This is a genomic window from Paraburkholderia sp. FT54 (assembly GCF_031585635.1).
In the GTDB taxonomy this organism is placed as follows: Bacteria; Pseudomonadota; Gammaproteobacteria; order Burkholderiales; family Burkholderiaceae; genus Paraburkholderia.
The window spans coordinates 38,813-60,804 of record NZ_CP134198.1; the positions used below are offsets into that span (position 1 = coordinate 38,813).

Annotated in this window: 17 protein-coding genes and 2 pseudogenes; 9 read left to right on the forward strand and 10 right to left on the reverse strand. The window is 62.5% G+C overall.

Annotated elements, in window-relative coordinates; all coding sequences use genetic code 11:
- Position 1: 1 nt before the first annotated feature.
- The 3 genes from waaF to RI103_RS37160 form a co-directional block, all read right to left on the reverse strand.
- Entirely contained in the window at positions 2 to 1,246 is a 1,245-nt protein-coding gene (waaF, locus tag RI103_RS37150) for a lipopolysaccharide heptosyltransferase II (protein WP_310819619.1), read from the reverse strand.
- Positions 1,243 to 1,845, reverse strand: a complete 603-nt coding sequence (locus tag RI103_RS37155) for an HAD-IIIA family hydrolase (RefSeq protein WP_310819620.1) — start codon at positions 1,843 to 1,845, stop codon at positions 1,243 to 1,245. The genes waaF and RI103_RS37155 overlap by 4 nt, the downstream gene beginning before the upstream one ends.
- Before the next feature lie 93 nt (positions 1,846 to 1,938).
- Positions 1,939 to 3,243, reverse strand: coding sequence for a glycosyltransferase family 1 protein (locus RI103_RS37160; RefSeq protein ID WP_310819621.1), 1,305 nt, complete (start codon positions 3,241 to 3,243; stop codon positions 1,939 to 1,941).
- Between the two features lie 317 nt (positions 3,244 to 3,560).
- Here RI103_RS37160 and RI103_RS37165 point away from each other — a divergent pair, with 317 nt between their 5' ends.
- The 3 genes and pseudogenes from RI103_RS37165 to RI103_RS37175 all read left to right on the forward strand — a co-directional run bounded on the left by RI103_RS37165 (position 3,561) and on the right by RI103_RS37175 (position 6,040).
- Positions 3,561 to 3,836, forward strand: coding sequence for a hypothetical protein (locus tag RI103_RS37165; RefSeq protein WP_310819622.1), 276 nt, complete (start codon positions 3,561 to 3,563; stop codon positions 3,834 to 3,836).
- Positions 3,837 to 4,189: 353 nt separating this feature from the next.
- A pseudogene (locus RI103_RS37170) lies at positions 4,190 to 4,732 on the forward strand (DUF4142 domain-containing protein).
- A 291-nt stretch (positions 4,733 to 5,023) separates the two neighbouring features.
- Positions 5,024 to 6,040, forward strand: coding sequence for an SDR family oxidoreductase (locus RI103_RS37175; RefSeq protein ID WP_310819623.1), 1,017 nt, complete (start codon positions 5,024 to 5,026; stop codon positions 6,038 to 6,040).
- Between the two features lie 1,398 nt (positions 6,041 to 7,438).
- Here RI103_RS37175 and RI103_RS37180 read toward each other — a convergent pair.
- A complete protein-coding gene (locus RI103_RS37180) occupies positions 7,439 to 8,809 on the reverse strand; it encodes an MFS transporter (RefSeq protein ID WP_310819624.1) in 1,371 nt (456 codons plus the stop codon).
- A gap of 502 nt (positions 8,810 to 9,311) precedes the next feature.
- The gene (locus tag RI103_RS37185; protein ID WP_310819625.1) at positions 9,312 to 9,554 is read right to left on the reverse strand and encodes a DUF1488 family protein; all 243 of its coding nucleotides are present in this window, start codon (positions 9,552 to 9,554) and stop codon (positions 9,312 to 9,314) included.
- A 121-nt stretch (positions 9,555 to 9,675) separates the two neighbouring features.
- On the opposite strand from RI103_RS37185, the gene RI103_RS37190 reads away from it, so the two are divergent.
- Positions 9,676 to 9,960, forward strand: coding sequence for an RES family NAD+ phosphorylase (locus RI103_RS37190; RefSeq protein ID WP_310819626.1), 285 nt, complete (start codon positions 9,676 to 9,678; stop codon positions 9,958 to 9,960).
- Positions 9,961 to 10,522: 562 nt separating this feature from the next.
- A complete protein-coding gene (locus RI103_RS37195) occupies positions 10,523 to 10,837 on the forward strand; it encodes a hypothetical protein (RefSeq protein ID WP_310819627.1) in 315 nt (104 codons plus the stop codon).
- Positions 10,838 to 12,119: 1,282 nt separating this feature from the next.
- Here the strand turns inward: RI103_RS37195 and RI103_RS39820 are convergent.
- Both RI103_RS39820 and RI103_RS37200 read right to left on the reverse strand, forming a co-directional pair.
- On the reverse strand, positions 12,120 to 12,539 hold the full coding sequence (locus tag RI103_RS39820; RefSeq protein WP_409077084.1) for an NUDIX domain-containing protein: 420 nt from the start codon (positions 12,537 to 12,539) through the stop codon (positions 12,120 to 12,122).
- Between the two features lie 436 nt (positions 12,540 to 12,975).
- Positions 12,976 to 13,188, reverse strand: coding sequence for a hypothetical protein (locus RI103_RS37200; RefSeq protein WP_310819628.1), 213 nt, complete (start codon positions 13,186 to 13,188; stop codon positions 12,976 to 12,978).
- Positions 13,189 to 14,499: 1,311 nt separating this feature from the next.
- On the opposite strand from RI103_RS37200, the gene RI103_RS37205 reads away from it, so the two are divergent.
- The 4 genes and pseudogenes from RI103_RS37205 to RI103_RS37220 all read left to right on the forward strand — a co-directional run bounded on the left by RI103_RS37205 (position 14,500) and on the right by RI103_RS37220 (position 18,276).
- Complete coding sequence (locus tag RI103_RS37205; RefSeq protein WP_310819629.1) at positions 14,500 to 14,916, forward strand: response regulator; 417 nt, start codon at positions 14,500 to 14,502, stop codon at positions 14,914 to 14,916.
- A gap of 937 nt (positions 14,917 to 15,853) precedes the next feature.
- A complete protein-coding gene (locus RI103_RS37210; RefSeq protein WP_310819630.1) occupies positions 15,854 to 16,033 on the forward strand; it encodes a hypothetical protein in 180 nt (59 codons plus the stop codon).
- A gap of 914 nt (positions 16,034 to 16,947) precedes the next feature.
- Positions 16,948 to 17,163 (forward strand): annotated as a pseudogene (locus RI103_RS37215) (hypothetical protein); the annotation flags it as partial.
- Positions 17,164 to 17,838: 675 nt separating this feature from the next.
- Positions 17,839 to 18,276 (forward strand): winged helix-turn-helix domain-containing protein, encoded by a 438-nt coding sequence (locus RI103_RS37220; RefSeq protein WP_310819631.1) that lies wholly within the window; start codon positions 17,839 to 17,841, stop codon positions 18,274 to 18,276.
- Between the two features lie 38 nt (positions 18,277 to 18,314).
- Here the strand turns inward: RI103_RS37220 and RI103_RS37225 are convergent, their stop codons facing one another.
- The 3 genes from RI103_RS37225 to tnpC all read right to left on the reverse strand — a co-directional run bounded on the left by RI103_RS37225 (position 18,315) and on the right by tnpC (position 21,896).
- Positions 18,315 to 18,770: a hypothetical protein gene (locus tag RI103_RS37225; protein WP_310819632.1), complete on the reverse strand. Its 456-nt coding sequence runs from the start codon at positions 18,768 to 18,770 to the stop codon at positions 18,315 to 18,317.
- Between the two features lie 213 nt (positions 18,771 to 18,983).
- Positions 18,984 to 20,114, reverse strand: coding sequence for a J domain-containing protein (locus tag RI103_RS37230; protein WP_310819633.1), 1,131 nt, complete (start codon positions 20,112 to 20,114; stop codon positions 18,984 to 18,986).
- A gap of 165 nt (positions 20,115 to 20,279) precedes the next feature.
- Entirely contained in the window at positions 20,280 to 21,896 is a 1,617-nt protein-coding gene (gene tnpC, locus RI103_RS37235; RefSeq protein WP_310819634.1) for an IS66 family transposase, read from the reverse strand.
- Positions 21,897 to 21,992 lie beyond the last annotated feature (96 nt).

A 21,992-nucleotide genomic window follows, 5' to 3' on the forward strand; every position in this document is an offset into this window, starting at 1 on the left:
TTCAGGGAACCAGCGGTTCGTCGGCAAGCGGCGGCGCGTCGGCGTGGCTGGCGTTGCCATTCGGGTCCGGCTTCGGGTTGGCCTCGGCAATCGGCATGGCGGCGCGCAATTCGAGCGCGGCTTGCACGACCTCGCCAGGCGCGACGCCGAGCAGACACGCGTGATGCTGTTGTGGACACACGCTGCGATAACACCAGCGGCACTCGACATCGCGAAACAGCACGCGATGCGGTGTCTGCCAGGGCGCATGCTGCGGATTGGTTAGCGCGTACAGATCGACAACCGGCGCGCCCAACGCGGAAGCCAGATGCACGGGCCCGCTGTTGTTGGAAATGAGCACGCTCGCGCGTTCAATCAGCGCGGCGAGTTCGCCGAGGGTCAGCGTGCCGCTCAGGTCGTGCAGGTGCGTGCGAACGCCACGCGCGGCGGCGCGGATCACGGCCTCGGCCAGTGGACGTTCGCTGGAATTGCCGGTAATCAGTAACGACGCGCCGGTTTCGCGTACGAGCCGCGTGGCGACGTCGCCGTAACGTTCAGGCGGATAGCGGCGCGACGCAGCCGTCGCTCCGGGATGCAGCACGAGCCATCCGGCCGCGGGATCGATCCCGCGCGCCGACAGTTGCGTGTCGAGCGCGCGCCGGTCGGCCTCGTGCACGCAGAAGCGCATGCGCGTATCAGGCGAGTGTGCGCCGACCTGGCGCACGAGATCGAGCTGGCGTTGCACTTCATGACGCGTGCGCTGCTGCGGTTCCGGCTCGCGCAACCAGTTCGTCAGCAACGCATAGGGGTTTTCGCGGCAATGCGCAAGACGGCGCGGGATGCCAGCCAGATAGCAGAGCATCGCGCCCGGCAGGGGACTCTGGCTGTATACCGTGAAAATCACTGCGGCGTCGAAGCTGTTGCGCCGCAGACGCTCCTGCATCCGGTGATCGTCGACCAGCGTGCGCACAGCGCTCGACGCATGGGCGACCCACGGCGCGTCATATTCGATCACGTCGTCGACATCGTCGAGAAATGGCGCCAGCGCTACACCGCTGCGCGACGCGAGCAACGTGATTTGACGATCTGTAGCGGACGCTCGCAATGCGTGCAGCGCGGGCGTGGTCATCAGCACGTCGCCGAGATTGTCGAGCCGCACGCACAGAATGCGCCTGACGTCGTCGCCCCAAGGCGTGAACGGCGATGTTTCCAGCGGGACACGCGCATGAGCCAGCGTCGGCTGCGCAAGCAGCAGTGGCGCGTTCATCGCGTGACTTCCGCGTTGAGCGGCGCTGTGCGGCAGCCGCCGTGATGGCGCTCGACGAACTGCACGGCTGCGTGCAAATGGGCGGCGCGCGCGAACGGCACACGCAGCGGGCCTTCAATCCATTCGGTCTCGTGGCCGTTGTCGAGCAGCACGGTGCGGCAGCCGGCACGGTTGCCTGCTTCGACGTCGTCGAGAATGTCGCCGATAAACCAGCTGCGCCCGAGATCGATCCGGTGCGCGCGCGCCGCGCGCCGCAACAGGCCCGACCCGGGCTTGCGGCAATCACAGCCGACGTTGTATGGCGCGACCTTGCCATCGGGATGATGCGGGCACCAGTACGCGCCGCTCAAGGTCGCGCCGCACCCGGCGAACAGGTGATGCAATTGGGCTTCGACCTCCGTCAACGCCGAGCGCGCGAACATGCCCAATGCGACGCCCGGTTGATTGCTGATGACGAACAGCGCGAACGGCGACGCGGCGAGCAGCGTCAGCGCGGCGCGCGCGCCAGGAGCCAGGCGCATCAACGCGGGGTCGATGTTGTACGGTACGTCGTCGAGCAGCGTGCCGTCCTTGTCGAGAAATACAGCGGGTCGCAGCATGATGGGGGTCCTGGCGAAAACCGTGAGTGAATGCCGAAGTGGTGCCGCTGAAGCGACATCACGCGATATCTGTCTGCGTGTGTGCCCGCAGCGTTAACCGGACGACGCTCCCGCCGCGGCGCGCCTGGGCATCTCCATCTGCCCGACGACGGCTTCCGTCGGTGCCACGTCTGTCGCCCGCGCCAGCTGCGCGTAGATCTGCGCGAGCGACTCGCCCACACCGCGCCAGGTGAATTCCGCGTACGCGCGAGCGAGACCCGCTTCGCCCATCCGGCGCGCCAGTTCGGGGGCGCGCCGCAACTGATCCAGGCACACGGCGAGCGCGGCCGGATCGCGCGGCGGTACCAGAAAGCCCGTTACGCCATCGGCCACCGAATAACGAATCCCGCCCACGTCGGCGCCGATCACCGGCGTGCCGCAAGCCATCGCCTCGACCGGTGTAATGCCGAAGGGCTCGTACCACGGCGTCGTCACGAACACATCGGCGGCGCTGTAGAAGTAGCGCAGTTGCGCACGGCCGCGCCGGCCGACGAACGTGACTTGCGCTGCCACGCCGCATTCGCTGGCAATACCGCGCAGGCGCGCAATTTCGGGGGTTGCGAGTTCGTTCGGCGCATCGGAGTTGCCGCCCACTACATACAGTCTCGCGGACGCGCGGAAAGCCTGCTTCAGAACGCTCACGCTGCGCACCACGTTGTCGATCCCTTTGCGTGGCACGAGCCGGCCGAGTTGCAGGACGATGAATTCGTCGCGCTGCCAGCCGAGCGCTTCGCGTGCGACAGCGCGCCCGACGGGCCTGAATTCGTCGGCGTCGAAACCACACGGGACGATCCGGATACGCGCCGGGTCGGCATGGTAGTGCTGGATCAGGTCCGCTTCGTCCTGCGGACACTCGGCGACGACGGCGTCCGACAGCGCAACGAGGTCGTCTTCGATCGCGAAGCGTTCGTCCGGAAAGCCGTCGCTTGTGCCCTGATGAAGGCGTCGCACCCGGCCGAGCGCATGAAAGGTGGTGACGAGCGGAATGCCGAGCGCCGCTTTCACCTTCAATGCGGCGAGACCGGACATGAAGAAGTTTGCGTGCATCACGTCGTACTGCAAACTTTCGCGGCGAAAGAAGTCGATGAGAAAGGCTGCAAACTCATCCATGAACGGCAGCAGCTGTTCCTTCGGCAATTGCATCGGCGGACCGGCAGGCACATGGATGACGCGCACGCCGTCCATGTCGGAGATGAGCGGGAGCAGCGCGCGGTCGCGCCGCGAGAACACGTCGACCTGATGGCCCGCTTCGAGCAACTGGCGCGCGACGTTCGCAACGTAAATGTTCTGTCCGCCACTGTCGACGCCCCCGGCCACCGCAAGAGGCGAAGCGTGTTCACTGATAAGAGCGATTTTCATGGGTACCTTCCCGGCGTGGAGAGTGACGGACGTTGAGCGAGGTCGGCTTCCCCGGCAGGCTGTGCGAATCTGCGCGGTCGCGGCTTACCGCGGGCCGCAGCATGCGGTGTGCCAAACGGCGAGTGAACGGCAGGGGACAACGTCATTGCTTTTGCGGCGACGACCGAAGCGCTGTGGCGCGCCCCTTCGCATTTTTCGAAGCGCTGTGGCGTTCCCTGTTTTTACAAACGGGGCGTGTAACTCTGGCAAGGAAAAGCTCTCAGCACGACGGGGGGCGGAGGACGCGTTGGCGGATCAACGCGAAATACGCAGTACTAATGGCTCCCTGTACCCAGCGATTTACGCCTGACCGGCGTCTGGGTGCGTTATATCCGCTGATCGCGAACTTGTACGTCACGGGGATTGCGCAGGCGAGTCTGGGGGCAGTGCGGGTTGCGGGTGGATCGTCACAACAATCACGCGTGGGTCAGGGTGCCGGGCACGGCGACAAGCCGGCGGAGCCTTCGCAGTCGGCTGCACGTCGGATGGAGACGGCGCTGGCCGCGACGGGCGGCAGCTTTACGCCCGGCCTCTGGCGCGTGAGCCTTCTATAGAGCGCTGACACCGTCGGGACCGACCTCGCGACTCTCGCCAGGGAAAGGCGGCGTTCGCAAGGACAGGGACTTGGCAGTGCAAGCCGCTCGTTCAGCTCCCAGTGCACCGCGACGCTGATCTCCGCAACATGCTGTTGCGCTGACGCGCAGTCGTTCAGCCTGTTCTCTCTGAAGATGCAAGCACGGTGTCGCACTCGCGTTGAGCCTTGAGCATTGACGGCCGGGAAAGCAGATACCCGCGCGCGTATCAGGCTTGCACCTGGACAACCCGGCATGCTGGTTGCTGCCGGCCAGTAGACGCAACGAACCCTCGGCCGTCATAGCCCACTCAACCGATTGAGGAGAGGTCACGCATGAAACGGATTACACTCGTCGCAGCCGTATGTGCTTCTTTTTGGCTGCTTTCACCCGTGGTCAACGCACAGACCCAGGCCGCTTCCACTACTGCAGCGAATCCCCTGCCCTAGGTGGACAAGGATTTCGTTCAGGCTGCGAGCATGTCGTCGTCGACTGAAATGGACGCAGCGAAGCTTGCGACCAGCAATTCCAGCGACAAGGATGTGAAGTCATTTGCTCATCACATGATGCTGGACCATACCAAGCTGACCGTGCAGCTGAAGATGGCTGCACCGCACGGCGTCGAGGTGCCGAAAGACAATTCGGACGCCAGCGTCCTTGACACATTGAAGCAGCCGAAGGGGAGGGAATTCGATCAGGCTTACATCCAGAAGGTGGGCCTTGAAGGCCATCAGTCGGCCATTGCGGCGTTTGAAAAAGAGATAGCGGACGGACAGAACGCCGACCTGAAAAAAGCGGCGCAAAAGGCGCTCCCGACGATCAGGGAACATTACAAAATGGCGCAAGATCTCGCGGCAAAAAAGGGCGTGGCCCAGTAATCGGCTCGCGAACGCGGCGAGCATCGCCATTGCAAAAGTGAAAGCGTGTCTGCCGCGGTTGCGGCTGCGCATGCGCCAGGCGAGGCCAGCACACCGTATGCGCCGCGCAACGCGGTGACGCACCGATCCGGGCCACGGCGCGGGATGAGACCGACTTCAGTCTAGTTATCGCAGAGCGGTCCCTTTGAGAACCGCCGGTGCGAGATGCACGATTCCCCCGGGTATCCCACTTGCGGGCCGATAATTTTCAAGCGGCTGCCATGCGGGCTTTTCATTTATCAGGAGGTTTGAATGCCATCCGACAACACTACATCGACAGCCCGCCGCAGGTTGATGCAAGGAGCCGCAGCGGGAGTGGTGACAACCCTGGCCACTCATGCACTCGGACAAGCCAGCGGCACGGAGACGACCGGAACGGCCGGCGCGGCTCCGCTAGCTGATCCGCGAGGCCTGCACCCTCATCCGCCCTTTCCGGCCCAGGAACAGCCATGGCCCGGTCTCGCGGGACGCATGACGCCGCGCCCCGACCACGGCGAAACCAGCTATCTGGGCACCGGCCGCCTGACTGGCCGACACGCGCTTATCACCGGCGGCGATTCCGGCATCGGCCGCGCGGCCGCCATTGCGTTCGCGCGTGAGGGCGCCGACGTTGCGATCGTCTATTTGCCGGCGGAAGAGCCGGACGCGAGGGAAGTCGTGCAGGTCATTCGCGCGGCGGGCCGCAAAGCGGTGGCGTTGCCGGGCGATATCCGCAATGAAACATTCTGCCAGGCATTGGTTGCGAACGCGCTCCAGCAAATGGGCGGTCTCGACATTCTGGTCAACAATGCGGGGCGTCAGCATAGCCACGACTCGATCCTCGACATCAGTACGGAAGACTTCGACTGGACTTTGCGCACCAATCTTTACGCGATGTTCTGGATCACCAAGGCGGCCATCCCACACATGCCGCCCGGCGCCGCGATTATCAATACAGCTTCGGTCAACGCATACGATCCGTCGGCAAACCTGCTTGACTACGCGCTGACCAAGGCAGCCATCGCAAACTTCACCAAGGGGCTCGCCAAACAGATGGTCAAACGAGGCATCCGGGTCAACGCGGTCGCGCCGGGGCCATTCTGGACCGCCTTGCAGGTCAGTGGTGGGCAGACCATGGAGAACCTGACGCATTTCGGCGAACAGGTGCCGATGGGAAGACCAGGCCAGCCTGCAGAAATCGCGCCGCTGTATGTGCAGCTCGCGTCGACGCAGGCAAGTTACGTGACCGGCCAGGTATTCGGCGCGTCGGGCGGCGGGGGGCAGCCGTAACCGCGCCGCATTTCCGCTCGGTGTCACCATCCGAGGATCGGGCCGGGTGGTGATCACACACGGGAGCGCCTTGTGCAAGACCGCGTAGCCAGAGGCGCCGCGCGATTGGCAGCGCGAACTGGTTCGCATCCGTCAGTCATCTGCAATTGACCCGCAGCTGCAGCGCGTCAGTCGGCGCTCGGCGACGTGCGGTCGCGTCGCATCGCGCGTAACGCCAATTCTCGTATCGCGCCCGAAGCACGGTAGTTGCCGATCCACATGATCTATCGGTCCGGCGGGTCCGCCTCCAGCACGGAACGGCAGCAGGCCGCATCCGGTGCGCTCGAGCGCATCGGAGAAGAGCGCAACAATCGTTGAGCTGCGAGCAGTTCAGGCTCACCGTCAGTGAGCAGGCGAGGCCGCCGCAGACCTCCCGCCTGCGGATACCCGGGGACACCCCCCGAAACGCTTTAGCCCTCAGAGTTGAACAACTCCTGACCAATGTGTTGAACTTCGCGCATCAGTCGGGCTTTCGAAGCCCGCTCGGATTTTCTGGTCCACCACGTGTTACTCCTTGGTCGGATGGGCCACCTCTCACGTGGTTGTCCGGCACTGTGGGGGAAGGCGCGGATGCGGAGTGATTTGCGGGGGCCGCGCCGGGCGTGCGCTTCCGATCGCCGCTTCTCGTCGAACTTGCAGAGCCCGCGCTTTGCCTATCTGCGCCAGGCTCCAGTGTCTTTCCAACAGTAGCCCCCGCCTCGGAGGCAGCACGTGAGGTCTGTGCAGATCCAGCCGCCGAAAGCGCGGAAATCAGCGCCGCCGTCGCAACGTGTCTTACCAGGGCTTTCATCCTCGTCTCCGTCGCCAGGCATCAAGGCTTCATTTTCTCGTCTATACGTGCGCAATTCCTGGGCCGCACCGCGAGCATGCATTCTGCGCGCTGGCCTGGCTGGCTCCGCGCTTTTCCGAGCAGAGCGCGGCCACGAAGAAGATGGCATCGGGCGACAACAGTGCGCGTCAGGACCGTGAGGCAGACCCTGCAGGCGGCCCAGCCACAGCCCGATAACCGGGGACTCCCAACAATGGGCCGGCGCAAAGCCATAACTTTTGATGCTGTCACGCCAGAAGGACCATGCGTGCCGCCGTCGCCGCCACGACTGCTAGGTGTGGGCTGCGGGACCTAAATGGATTGGCGACGCACCATGACGCTCTGTAACACTAGCGCGCTAGTACACTGCCGGGTCATACAGAATGAAGAAGGGTGAAGGGGAAGTCCGGCGTTACCCGAAGGGCTCGACACGGATGGCAATGCTATCAATTTCCTGCTGCATTTCCATCGTTACAAGGCGTCGTTGCGGCCGTGGACGGCGCGTACCCCTGCATATATCGGCGGAAGCAGCTTCAGCGCAAGCCAGTGGGTCATGCAGCGGGTGTTGCGTGTCCGCTGTCGCCCTTCGTCTGCGTACCGTCGTATTCCAGCGAGATGTCCCTGTTCGTGTAATCGACCAGCCGCGAAGCGGCCATCAGGCTGACCACCGCGCACAGCAGAATGTAACCCGCGATTGCATAGCCCGAATGATAGTAAGCGAAGAGCGCGGTCGCGACCAGCGGGGCAGGGCCGCCGGCAATGACCGAAGCCAACTGGTACCCCAGCGACGCACCGCTGTAACGCAGCCGCCCCGTGAAGGATTCGGCGATCAACGCTGCCTGGGGACCGTACATCATCGAATGCGGTACCAGCGAGAGCACAATCGCACCGAAGATCCAGATCGGATCCCTGGTGTCGACCATTGCAAAATAGAGGAAGCCGAATACGCCGACCATGGCGGCACCGATCATGTACATCCGCCGCCGTCCGATCAGATCGGACAGGTGACCAAAGAGCGGGATGGTAACGAATTCCACCACGGAAGCCGCCAGCACCGCCGCCAGCAACAGGTTGCGTGTCACGCCCAGCGTCGTGACGCCATAGGTGAAGACGAAGGCCGTGAAAATATAGAAAGGCGCCTGTTCGGCCATGCGAGCGAAGGCCGAGAGAAGGATGTCTTTCGGCTGGCGGCGCAACACTTCGAGCATCGGCGTCTTCTCGATCTTGCGTTCAGCCAGGAGCCGCGCGAAGATCGGCGTCTCGAGAATATTCAACCTGATATAGAGTCCAATCGCGACCAGTACGATACTGAGGAAGAAAGGCACCCGCCAGCCCCAGGTGAGGAAGCCGCTGCCGGAGATCTGGCTCATGACCAGCACGGCCAGGTTGGCCAGGAACAGTCCCGCCGGCACCCCGAACTGCGGCCAGGAGGCGACGAAGCCGCGGTGCGCGTTGGTGCGCGCCCATTCCATCGACATCAAGACCGAGCCGCCCCATTCGCCGCCGACGCCCACGCCCTGGATGAAACGCAGCACCGTGAGCGCGACGGCACCCCAGATGCCGATCGTCGCATAGGTCGGAACAAAGGCCACGGCAAACGTGGCGAGTCCCATCAGTAACAGGGTCACGATCAGGGTGGCCTTGCGTCCGATGCGATCGCCGTAATGGCCGAAAATGGCCGCGCCAACCGGGCGGGCTACGAAGCCGACGGCGTAGATCAGAAACGCCTGAAGCGTGCCGACGAGCGGGGCCGACTCTGGAAAATACAGTTTCGCGAAAACCAGCCCAGTCACGATGCTGTAAAGGAAGAAGTCATACCACTCGATCGTGGTACCGATGGTGCTTGCGATGACGGCCCGGCGCAACTGGCGCCGGGCATCCTCGTCGGAGAGCAGCATCGCCTCTGGGTGCGTGGCGGTCATTCGGATTCCCCCAGCAAGGTCGATATCAGATATCGACAATTTGGACGGAGAGAGGTTCCGGTGGCAAGCGCGTCCTGGCCATATGCTCGCCGGGACGGGGGTGCGTTTCTTCTGGGTCCTTCTCATCGGCTTATCTGGCGGCGCTGTCGACTTGCCTGACTGCGTCGACGATAACGCCCAAGGCACGGTGTACCGCTCGACGGGGCGCTTAAAGGGTCGGGCGGCGACCGTTGGCAGCGAGCGCGGACTGACACTCACTCACGTGAAAAGGCTTCATCAAACAATTGAGGGATTAATATCTCGAAGAGAGTCAGTCATGGGAACACCACGACCGCATCCGTCCGGTGCGGTTGCTGTGGAACCAGTGCAAGTTGCGGCGCAGAGACAAAGCAAAAGCTTCGGGAAGCGTGGGCGATCCGTGTTCGGCTCCCGCTGTCCCGACAACCTCGCGATCCATTGGACGCTCCGGGGAAAGCTCTGGTGCGTTACCGCGAGCCTGCGGTCACGGATGTGCAAAATCGTCGGGCGCCAGTTCGAGATGCGCTGCCGGATGGGCGAGCAGCTTGCGCTCAGCAATCGCGCGGATGCGGCCATATCCGTCCCGGAAGGTCTTTAGGATCCGGGACACACTGGCCCCCAGTTCAAGCCAGAAATGGGTCTCCAGTGCAGCGATTGTGATGACGCATTCGACTGTGTTGTTCTGGCGTACGAGGCCAAACGCCACGCCGCGGCGGTTTGCGAGCACTTATGCTTTGACGTCGACGGTTTCCATGGGTGGACAGAGGACAACCCTATCGGGGTGGCGCGTGGACAGGATTTTTTGCATACGCGATGCAGTATGACCATGGGGTTATTCATGGACGCTCTTGCTGCGAGACGGCAAGGTGCCACGGCATCACGTACGTGTCGGGACCGAGGTGCCGAACGACATGGAAGTGGAGCGGGTCGAAGCGCGTGAATCCCCGGGCTGGGACGGCCCCGACCTGCGGGTCGCGCGCCACTTAGGCGATCGCTGGATCGCCGCGGGCAGATCTACGCTGCTGGTCGTGCCGTCGATAATCGTGCGTGCCGAATCCAACGTGCTGGTCAAGCCGGCGCACCCGGCTGCGATGCGTCCGGGTCTTCGGCTCCTGAATAAGCTCACCTGTTGACGTTCGTTCGCCGGACTCACTGCTCATGGCCAAAGACGCGGTGGCGCCCGAGGCGATGGAGCGCTATCCGCGAACGATGCTCGATGAGCTGATGCAGCTCCCGTTGCTGCATGGCTTACCTGAACGAGTCCATCCGGGCAGCACGGCAGCGCGAAACTCACCGCCGTCACGCGGCGCATGGTAGAGCAAAGGTCGGCGCTGGCGGCCGCCGCTCACCCGATGCGCGGTTGTGGTTCCGGCCACTGGGCGCCCGGCGCCTGGCCGGACCTGTCGCGCTTACATCCGCGACCTCGAGGGGCTGTTACTATGGGCGGTGATCGTGCTCGTCACCGCAGTCCCTTCCACGACGGTCGAGGACTGCGAGGCCTCCCAGGACTTCCTCGCGGCCCCGTCACCGGCGGCTAACGGCCCGAAGCAACTGATGGCGGCATCGCAGGCTGCGGGCGACGTTGCGGGCGGCGCCCGGGATGGGCTACCTGGCGCCAGGCACATACCGCCGTCGCGCAGGAAAGGCAGGGCGTTCCTTCCTCCCGCGATTTCTCTCACCAGCGAGGAACTTCGAATGGTGCACGCGATTACCGCAGTCCGGCTTGACCAGGATTCACAAAGGGTCACCCACGTACTCTGGGGGCAGGTTTCAGTGAGCGGAGAACAGTTTGAGGTTGCGCCGCACGAATCGCCGGTGATTGAGGTGGTCGACGCGCTCTCCAAAGGCGATACCGTGGTGACTGTCTTTCCGCTGGACGGACAGCGCGTTGCGGGTCCGGAGGTCCGGTGTGTCGTGGATGAGTCGGGTCACGCATCGATCGAAACGATCGACGCCGGTTCCGGTTCCGGCCGAATGCTTGCGGACCTGCCGCGCGTTGACCACGAGTAAACACGCTACGCGGCGCCCACCCGGCAGCACGCGAGCTACCGTAGCACCGGTCAGCGCGGTCATGGCGGCGCCTGCCGCGGGAACATACGCCGTTGTAACGAACGCCGGTGCCTTTGCATCCCTTCACGCCAGGAGTGTGCTCGGAACGGCAATCGGTGCGTCGTCGTTGAGTCCTCTGGCTTAACCGAACCCGATCCGCGCGTTCGGCTTTGATCCGGGGTTCTGATGACTGTGACACCGGTTGTCCCCGTGTATGCAGAGGCCTGCTTTGCGGGGCGCTGTTTGCCCGTTCCCGACTGGTTGCAGGGACGGCTCACATGCGCCGTCATGATCCTCTGCATCGTCTTCGGATTCGCCGCGACCGTCGGCGTGCAGCGCTAATTTGCCCGTCACTGGCCGTTCTTACCGTGTATCCCAGAGCTGATGCAAGCGGCGGCCCGTGCCGCCAACATCGCGACACCGTCGTCCGCCATAAGAACGCTTGTCATCCCCGAACTATTCCCGAGCCCAACCTGTCATTCGGCATTCGGCATCGCACGCTGTCGGAAATTCACATGCGATCGCGTCGCACCCTTCTCGGATGAATGTCGCGCTGCTGCGCTGCTGTATCGCGAGCGGCTTCCGTGGTGAGCAGTGACGCGTAGCTCAGGAGGTCGTTCCCCCGGTCGAAACCGTCACCGCATCCCGTTCCCGCTCCGGTGCATGATGACCACTGACGCGTTCGAATTGCCGCGCCCTCGTGACCGGATATTCCGCGCTTTACCGGAACGGGCCAACCTTCCAGCGAGTCTGCGTTGCCGCCTTGTCATCTCGCAGCGTCGCCGGTCGTTGCTATCGATCCCCGCGCGAGGTGATGGGTCGGCGTCCATGAGCAGGCTTACTAGCATTTTCATAAGCCGGCTGGAGCGGTCGAGCTGTCGTTGGTGAGGCCGCGTGGGCCTTGCAGGGTGCGCTACATACCGACGGAAACGATTGCCCGTCACCCGGGCGGAGGCCGGACACTTTCGTCCCTGGACTAACCAGGTGATCCGATTGACGGTTCTCACCTGACGCTACCAGCGGTACGGTGCTGACGGCGAAGGGCGCCCGGGGGGTGCACACCCGCGCATAGCGCGGGCCATCCTCGGCGCCATGCTGCTGCCGGCGTGCACTGCGCTTCCCGCGGTGCGCCCGACCATAATACGTGCTCTCAAGAGCAAATCGGCGATGCCTCTTGGTCGGAATGCTTGCGGGCATGCGCTTGACGTCCTTCAGTCTGGCCCAGCGGCGACGAGCAATTTCGTTACCGGGCGACGGCTCGGCCCCTGTCTGGGAGATCGGCGACAAAGACGAAGTGCCGGGTGCTCGCCCCGCGAAACTGGAATGCATACCGTTCGCTGACTGCGGGCAGACCCGTTTCTTCCCTTAACTCGCGGAAGGCCGTGCGCGACAGAGGTTCGTCGGCTTCCGGCCGGCCGCCAGGCATTGCCCAACGGCCGCGCTCCTTAGCGACGAGCAGCAGCCGTCCCTTCCTCATACACGCTACCGTGGCCGGTTGTTTCGTGGTCGGGTCCTGGGAAATTATCGACGGCCGAGCATGGGCCGTGCCGCGGCTGTGCGGCTCTGGATGGGGACTTCGGCGCGCGCTGCACGTTCGGGCGCAATTCAGGTCCCCAGCGAGAAGACGTGCTCGATCACCTTTGACATCTTCGGCTTTACCCATCTCGGAGCGCACTGAGGAAACGCTCACGGAAACTATTCGTCCGCCCGTTGACGGAAGCGGAAGCGCAAACGGGAACGTAAGGCCTCCCAATCCGCACGGGCAGCTTCAACGCGAACGAGACTACAAAGCTAAACCAGACGATTTTAAGCAGCGTGCGATGCCGGAAGACGACGTTCCATCCGCATCCGGGCCGCCCCCACACCGCCGCACCGGCAAGAAAGCTCGCGAACGACCGGCGACAGCGGTGGCGAGTACTGTCGCTCCATCCTGCACGCTCGCCCACTGCGGGACAGTGGCGCCGATGCCATTGTCCTGGGATGTACTGAAAGAGGCGCAGCGGCGCTACTCGGCAGACGCACGCCAGCGGCACTGGCGACAGCGCCTTGCGGGAATGGGGAAGCCGCCGGAAGAGCCGCCTGGAATCCCCGCCCACGCGCTAATGCTCGTCGACCCAGGCAATAGCACGCTCTCGTGCGAGAGCCATTGCTTCATGTTCGTCGACAAACGCGAGGTGGAATTCCATCTCGTGCACGCATTCGGCGGCAAGGGCATCACCCTGCTGCCTGTAAATACGGGCGTAGCCGACGATGTCTCGATCGACCAGGCTAGCCGATACATGGATTGTGTATCCGCGATACTGACTTTGCATGGCGCGCATTCCGGAAAGGAGAACCTTCGTAGCACTGATCGTGCCGCGGAAGTGGACCGACCACGCTGTTCACAGGCGGCTAGGCGAAAGGCCCTCGCCGCGATCACGTCAGTGCCCCAAAGGGGTGCGTGCTCGTCCGCAGTGCTGATGCAGTCTGGCTGGTCGGGTTGTAGTAGCGTGCGCATACCCCCCGGGAACGCTCCGCAAACGCGCGAGATCATCGCGTCCAGATACTCGCGCTGGCCGGCAGTCGTCGGAGCCGCCGCACTTCTGTTCAATTCGCTCACTTCCGCTTTATCCGCCTGTCCGTGCGTTCAATGTCAGTAACGGCGAGCAACTCTGCAAGGCACGGCGGCCCGCGTGCGGTCAGGCCACCCCAACGAGCTATGCGGTCAACGGGCGTCAGATGGTGGTGATGGTGTCGGTGAACACGGCTCGTCCTGCACCCCCGCCGTGCACGCGTCGGGGCATGCTGAAACTCATCGGCTGGCGGGGGAAGGGGAACTGCTGGCGGCCGAATCTGCATTCGCTGCCCCCCCGGCTTTGTCACCGGGTTTGCAACCGGCGGAAACGGCCAGGGCAAACACCACGATGGCGCCCGTCAGGATTCGCGTATAGAAAGTCGGGGTCATTGTCGTCTCTCATCAAGCTTCATTGCACCTGTCTGCGCATGTGTCACTGCGCATAACAATACGGCTTTCATTGCATCGAGTCACGTTTTCGCAGCGGCCCAGATCGCCAATTGGCGCGGTAACGGGCGGGCGTCGCTCGCCTGAAAATCGTCCGCGCCGCGCTTTGCATCATCCGGTTCCTGGCTTCGGCCCTGGCAGTTCCTTCCAGCCCCACGACAAGCGGCGGCGGCATTGCTTCGCAACCGCGTTCACTGCAGTCTAGCTGCTGTCTGCCGTACCTGCCCAGCCGCGCGACGGGCTTCGCGCGTAGCGGCGCCTGACGCGGAGTCCGGCTTGTTAACATCGGGACACGCAGCGCCCGGTACTCCCGCCGCATCAGGGTGGATGCGCACCCCATACTCATGCAGGACAACAGCAAGTGCCTTGCCGATGTCCGGGCACAATGAATGCGCGAAGCTTGACGACAAACAGTTGGCGGAATCACCCATGGGCGGCGTTATCGTAGCGATCCGGGGCGTCGTCCTGAGGTCTGCAGTCAGGCCCGGCATGAGAGCCCGCGAAGTCGCGACCGGCCAAAGCAGTTGTGACGACGCTTCGCCGCTTCGAGACGGCAACACGCCACGATGCGTGATGCCCCTTGCCGATTCGTGCCCCGTACAGGCGGCGAAAGGGAACAGGTATGGCTTCCGTCCTGCTGGTCGACGCGAATGCGGGGTGGCTGGGTTCGCTTGCATTGCTGATCGCGTCCGAAGGGCATCTTGTGCGCACCGCTCATAATGGTGTCGACGCGCTACGTGTCATCCGTGAAAGCTCACCCGACGTTGTCGTGACGGACTGCAACCTGCCCGTGATGGATGGCGCCGATCTGGTCCGCGCCTTGCGCGCGGACCCATCGCTCGCGTCGATTCCGGTGATTCTCACGGCCGACACGCGTCGGCGGCCGCGCCTGCCGCATGTTCGGTTCCTCAAAAAGCCGTTCCCAGCGACGGTCTTGCTGCGCGAGCTGGAGCGCCTCAGCCGCCGCGGCCGCAGGCGTGAAGCGCGAAGCCTGATAACGGCGAGGCTCGCACATATCCGTCGCGGAGCGTACGGCTGACCTCGATCCGGCAGCCTCCGTCCTCTGCGGCGGCCACACGATTTCGGGCCGACACTGGCGTGTCTGGTAGTGGACAGGGTGCTGATTGCATGACCGTTCAAGCGGCCTGCGCGCAGCGGTCGTGCGGTCATGCGCAGAGCGAAAGAAGCAGCGCAACTGTCCAGATCACCAACTGGCAGACTAGCATGCCGCGATTCAGGTTTTTCATCCCGCTGTTTCCTCAAGGCCTCTGGGAGTGCCATACCCACATGGCCGGCTCGCGTGTAAACAATCCATGCGGCGCGCCGGTGGGCCGTGTCAGCGCAGGCCGGCTCTGTCCGCAGCGGAGTCCGTGAGCGGCGGAAGATGGCCGCCCCTGACGGAATTACGACCCGTACACGTGAAAATTACAACGTCTGGTTCGCAAGGCCGATGCGGCAGGGGGCCTTGGCTCAGGTTCAGGCGATGGGCGAAACGGTATCCGTCATCGCCTCGTGCTGGTCGCGAGCCCCTCCTGGTCACGCTCACTGTCGCATCTGGAGCGCGCTTCTGAAAACTCCGCGCGCTATGGACAGAAGAAGGTGCCACAAGAATGGCCCGGCGCGCTGCAGGAGGAAACTGGGCCGATTGCCCCGCCCACTTCTTGCTGCCGCGACGTCAGCAGGCGTCGTGGCACATGTCGTCAGCGCGCATATGCCGAGGCGCGCAACAAACGCGAAGCGTCCTATCATTGGGAGCCGCATCGAATACATCGTCTCCGAAAAGGGCGAGCTTCGCCACACCCGTGACAGCGGCCGCGATGACCACCCCAATGACGCACCTGCCTGCTGAACTGAAGCGCTGTGCCCAGCCGGATCCGATGCGAAGTCAGGTGAGCGTGCGTGCGAAGCGCGCGAGCCAAAGCTGATGCGAGCCGCGGTGTACAGCATCCATGGACGTTAAAGCGAAGGAGAGAGTCATGCAAGACGCCAATCAGGGTAGCGAACAGATAAATCCGGGTGACGAAGGGCCAGCCGACGCACCCGGCACGGGCGAAGACTTATGCCGCGCTTGCCACGGCACCGGCAAAATAGAAGGGGAGCAGTGCAAGGCGTGCGGGGGCACCGGAACAGTGCAACAAGGTATCGGCGGCGGTTGAGACCTTGCGTGGACTGGCGGCCTCGCAGGCCGATACGGAAACGCGCCTGCGCCCTGATGGAATTTGCCAAGAACGACCTCTGATATCTGGCGCGCCCGAAGCGCACAGCGACAATCAGGTTTGCGTTTCTTGCGGACCAACCTGTCTTGCCATCACAGCTACCGTTGGCAACCTGTCTGCATAACTCGTGCTTAATGTCCCGCTTTTCCAGGTCGTTCCGCCACCGGCCTGCTTGCGTGGCCCGCAAGACCGCGCCGGCGTGCGCGCGTCGAGAGCCGACAGGCCGCCCCGTAGAGACGGAATGAGCCGCCGCGATGCCGGGTTTTGCCCGGCAGGAACGCCAAATCGCGCCAAGCACTAACTGTCCCTGCCGGCCGCAATAACAGCGAGGGATTTGCCGCTGCACGCGTTGAAATGCCCGCGCCATATCACGGACCGGTCAATGCCGATTATGGATGGCGTCGAATTCTGTCGTCAGCTCAGGCGGGAAAGAAGACAGGCACGGACACCAGTCATTCTCACGAGTGCGGATACGTTCGCCACTGGCGCATCGGCAATGTCGAATGAAATGGTTATGCCTTTCCCATATTTGCGGCGATCGGCGATCTCATCAGGTCTGCATCGGGCCGGGTTCGGCCACGAACGATCGGTCGGCATCCACTCCCGGATCGCTGATAATCGATGCACCTGTTTGGACGGAGCGTTCCCACAAGAATTCTCGTGGCTGCCCTGCTCTCGTTGGTCAGCGAGCTTTGCTGGTACTGCCTACGATGTACATATCATTCAGAAAGCGTTTTGGGCCGAAGAGGCCGAGGTCCAATTCACCTCGCAGAGTGACAGAGCGACCCCGGCGGTGACAAACATGTCCACTTGGCCCACGCGACGACGAGCAGGGCAACCGTTTGGAGACAGCCATGCAGTTCGACTACCAACAATTCCACATCGACGCGTCACCTCTTGATGAAGGCGGCCACTATTACGGCCGCGCTAAGATCTATCGGCGCGCCCCGGTCGGTGGCGATGCCGTTGAGGTGAAGTATTCGGGCGACCTCGGCGATTATTCGTCCGACGCGGATGCTATTGAGGCGGCGCAGCGCTGGGCGATACAGTGGTGCAACGAGAACTCGGCCTGGGTCGCGTGCAATGATTGTTCGAGCATCACGCTGGAGACAGATATGGCCGCAGGAAAAGAGCAATTTGAAGAGTACAAAGGTTTCACTATCCGGGTCCTGGCTGTCCCGGAGCATTCGCCGCACCCACCAGACATCCAGTTCGGGTATGCCGGATACGTCTGTCGGCCCAGCGACGATATTCGCTATTCACCTAGCAGGGTGAATTTCTCTCACGCGATACCTGACCTGCCAGATGCAGAGGCCGCAGAGCAAGCCGGGTTCGCCGAAGGGCGGTCGATCGTCGACGGGACGCATCCGGACTTATCGATTGATGGTCTGTAATTCCGGGCGTCGCCTCCAGGAGCTCGACTACCCCGCGACTTGTGCCTGACGCAGGCAGACCTGCAGCGGACCGTTTATCCATTCAGCAGCGGACCGTGTCCGGCCACGAAGGGAGATCTGGCTGGCGCAATCGGCCGACCCGACACGTTCAGTTAGCGGCCGTTCCAAAAAGTCCGGCGAGGCGGCGGTCGTCCCGCCAGTTGGCCCGATAACGGAGTTCCGCTCCGGCCAGGAGCGCGCAACTGGTCTGGACGCGGCGTCGCCCGCTCACCCCCAATACTTGACGAAAATCGTCTATAAATAGGGAGACGCTCAAAGCGACATGACCACCATTCACTTCCGCATCGGACGATGAGCAAACAGGTAGACGATGTCCCGCTCGCCCGGCGTAGGGTTCTCGCCGCCAAGCTCCTGTTGAACGGCGAAAGTATTAGCGCAGTATCCAGGAAGGCCGGGTTAAGTCTTCCGACCGTGAGCAAATACAAGGACCTGGTCGAAAGAGGCGGCCCTGAGGCTCTCGCACGCCTTCGTATCTACGGAAATATTCCGCGACTGGATGATGCCTCGCAGAGCTGGCTCGTTAGCGCCATCAAGCACTCACCCGGCATTCACGGCTATCCCGGGCCGACCTGGACCATAAGACAGTTGCGTGAATTGATCTTCCGGCGCTTCGGAATCCATTTTTCAGCCTCGCATGTTGGCCATCTTGTCCGGGGGTATGGCCTCACATATCGACTTCGCTACTCGCCTTCAGAAAAGGCGTCGCGCGATGCCGCCGAGGAATCCTAGCATGCGTCTATGCTGCCACACACGCCATGCATAGGGAGTCAGTTCCTTCGCCTGGTGAGCGGGTGACCTATCCCGGCGCGGACTGCAATCTCCCACATATAGCCCCGGGAATACGCTACCCCCACGCGCTGCTGAAGGACGGCTCGCAGGCGAGCGTTGTTCCAGTGATCGCCGTCTATGCCGTGCGACCGGGGGGATTGCTTCACCGTCGCGACAATCCATGCAAGTACATCGTCATTTAACGTGCCGCGCTTCTTTTCAGTTCGTCGTTTCGGCGGATTCATGCAATGAGCAAGTCCCAACTTTTCGACCAGCTGCCGTACATGTCCGGCGGAATGATAGACGCCGAATTTACGTTTGATCAGCGTTTGCACGTCGCGGTTCTTCCACAACTGTGATTCGAAGCCGTTGGCTGGTGGACCTTTTTCCAGTGCAACATTCAACCGCCGGAGTGCCCCTGAATCGAGAAGCGGATTGTGACCGCGGCTGGTCATTTTTTCGAGGGCTTCGAGGCCGCCGGCTTATAGCATTGACACGTACGATTTGACGGTTGGCAGGCCGATATTCAGCACTTCCGAGACGTTTTCCGCGCTCTGGCCGGAAAGGAGCATCTTTGCGGCCTGTCTCCTGCGTTCGGCGTCCCTTTCGCTCAGACGTAAGCGGTGTTTTCTCCACACTTTGGAAGAAGCACGACGAGCGGCGCGCCTTTAGAACGGCATATCGTCGAAACGCGGCGTGGCTAATGACCGTTTCACGGACTTTAGCCAGCCCTTAAGTTGCCTGACGTCGTCGAATACGAGCAGGTCATGTTCAAGGGCGTGGAGGCTCTCCTGCAGCGAGAAGATATCAGCGGCGAGATTGCGCATGATAGTGCCGGGGGAGACGTCGATGAAGGGCGGAATTCCGTAGCTGTTCTTGAATCCGTTCTCGACATGCAGGATTTCGTGGTCGAGTTCACCGACCTGTTCCTTCAGAATCTTGTTGTAGTGTTTCAACCGCTCTTCGCCGATGTTGTTGAGGGCGCTTTGGTCGATATGTTCCAGCTCCAGCTGCACCTCAAGCAATTGCAACAGGCTATTTTTGCTATACGCCTGATTGGCCCTCTGCATCATGGTGGTCTTGCGCTCACGTTCCTGCGGATCAGTTTCGCGGTCGGGATGCAAGGCGCTGGCCAGTTTGCGATAGACCTCGCGGATGGATAAGCTCAGTTCTGCCTGCTCAACTTGTTCTCGTGCCTCTGCTGCGAGTTGCCTGGGCGTCTTTTTTCGTTTGGCGCGGCGCGCTTCCCGAGCCTGGTTTTCGAGTGCATCTTGTGCCTGCAACTGCTCCATTTGCGCATGGGCGCGCTGCAGTACGTCCTCGGGAGAACTCATATCAACGTCGTCGCCCAACTCGACCCCGAGCATAGCTTCGAGCGCCGATTTCATGTCTTCCAACTCGGCGGCGGCTTCACTGTCAAAGTCAGATTCGCTATACCGGTTGTAAATCGTTTTAAGCTCCGGATCATCGCTCTGCGCGACCAGCTCACCTGCCAGGTCGGTGATCAGGTCTGCAATCGTGCGTCGTTCGGATTTGGTCAGGCCCTTCTGACCGTACGCCTGGTCCAGGCGATGCACGAGCCTGGTCCGCAAATCGATGGAAGTTTGCTCAAGGGGAGCGAACTCGCTTAGGTATTTCCGATGGAAGGCAGGCATTGCAGCCTCCCAGGCACTCAGCCGGGCGCGCCGCTTTTCGATCTGCTTGATAAGCGTGTTGAACGCCTTTTGTCCTTTCGACAGATTAGTAGGCTTGTTGTGGTCGGGAGCAATGCTGACGGACCTGATATTTGTCCTGGTCATGGGATGATTTCCGCTGGTTGATGCGAGAACGAATACCCCGCTATTTTAGCCGAGGCCGCGCTGGCGCCCGCGTTGCGATAGCGGGCACGCCTACGTTGCCGACCGATGGCCGACCTGTGCCGGAGCTCGTGCAGAAATGCGAATTGGACCTCAGATTGAGGTGCTTCAGGGGCGGGTTGTAGCGAGCGTCACTCGTTTGGCGAAGTTAAAAGGCAACAGGTCGCCGATGTCAGCCCCGGGCGCTCGTTGCGCTAGCTCGTTGAGTACATGATGCAGATATGCATAGGGCTCGACGTTGCAGGCCCGGCACGTCAGCACGAGACTGTAGACGATGGCGCTCGCCTTCGCGCCCGCAACTGTGTCAGAGAAGAGCCATGAATTTCTCGCTGTTGCAAATGGCCTGATATCTCGTTCCAGAATGTTGTTATCCACGGGGGCACGCCCATCGGTCACGTAGCGGCCTAGATATTCCCATTGGTTTCTCGTGTAGCTGATCGCCTTGCCCAACAGGCTTTCAGGCAGGACCTGGGGCGCCTGTGTGTCCAGCCATACCTTGAACGCTTCTAGCAAAGGCACGCTGTGTTCCTGCCGCAGCCGGTAGGCGTAGTCGGCTCGTGCCTCGCCATCGGGCAGTTCTGCCCGGGCCAGGGTCTCGACCTGATACAGCGCCTTGAAGTACTCAAGCGCCTGCAGCGCGCGACCACCGGCTTTCCTCTTCTGCCCCTTGTGCGCGTCGACGAACAGGCGCCGCGAATGGGCCATGCATCCGAAGTGGGCCACGCCTTCGAGCGTGCGCCAGGCGCTGTAGCCGTCGGTCATCAGCATGCCGTCGTAGCCGGCGAGAAACGCCTGCGGATATTGCTGCCCGCGTCCCGACTGGTAATCGAACAGCACCACCGGCTGTTCGCTGTCCTGTGCGCTGCGGTACGTCCACATGTACGATTTGCTTTGCGCGCTCTTGCCTTCTTCCTTCAGAACCTGCACCGTCGTCTCGTCGCCGTGAATCAGCGGCTGAGACAACAGTGTCTTGCGCATCGCTTCGTACAGCCGGCGGTAGTGCAGCTCGGCAGGCCTGATGATCCAGTTCGCCAGCGTGCCGCGGCCCACCGGAATGCCCGCACGGGCCAGCGCATGTTCCATCCGGTACAGCGGCGTGCCGTCAACATATTTGCCGGTCGTCACTGTCGCGATCATGGCCGCGCTTGCGTTGCTGCCCGGCAGCGGCTGGGCCGGCATCGGTGCGGTCACGATCGGCGTGTGCTCCGCGTGCTGCTCGCAGTGGCGGCACGCGTACTTAAGGCGTACGTGTTGCAACACCGACGCCTTGACCTCGATGTGCAACTGCTCGCTCATTTGCTCGCCCATGCGGTGCAGCGCGCTCTGACAGCACGGGCAAATCTTCTGCTCGTCGGGCAGGTCGTACTCGATGCGCCGGCGCGGCAGCTCCGCTGGCAACGGCTTGCGTCCCCGTTTGCCACGCTCGGGCTTATCAACCTCCGGCAGTCCCGTATCGGGCAGTGCTAATGCATCACCCGGATCATCGTCGGTGGGTTCGGTCGCAGCGATCTGCTCGGCTTCATCGAACACGCGATCCTTGAGTTTCTCGCTGCTCGGGGCGAAGCGCTTGAGCTGCGCGAGGCGGAACAGTTCCTCGAGTTGCCCGATGCGTTGCGCAAGTTGCTGGTTCTGGGACTGAAGCTCGAGAATGCGCGCGATCAGCGCATCGGGCGAGAGGTGTTTGAGGTCGTCCTCAGGGGACGGGGGACGGGCGCCGCTATTCATGTCCTCCACGATAGCGAAGCCGCACAACGAATGGGTTTACGTCAAAGTGTAACAATTGCGCCGGGCACCATGCGTACCACGCCCGGCGGCGCTGCT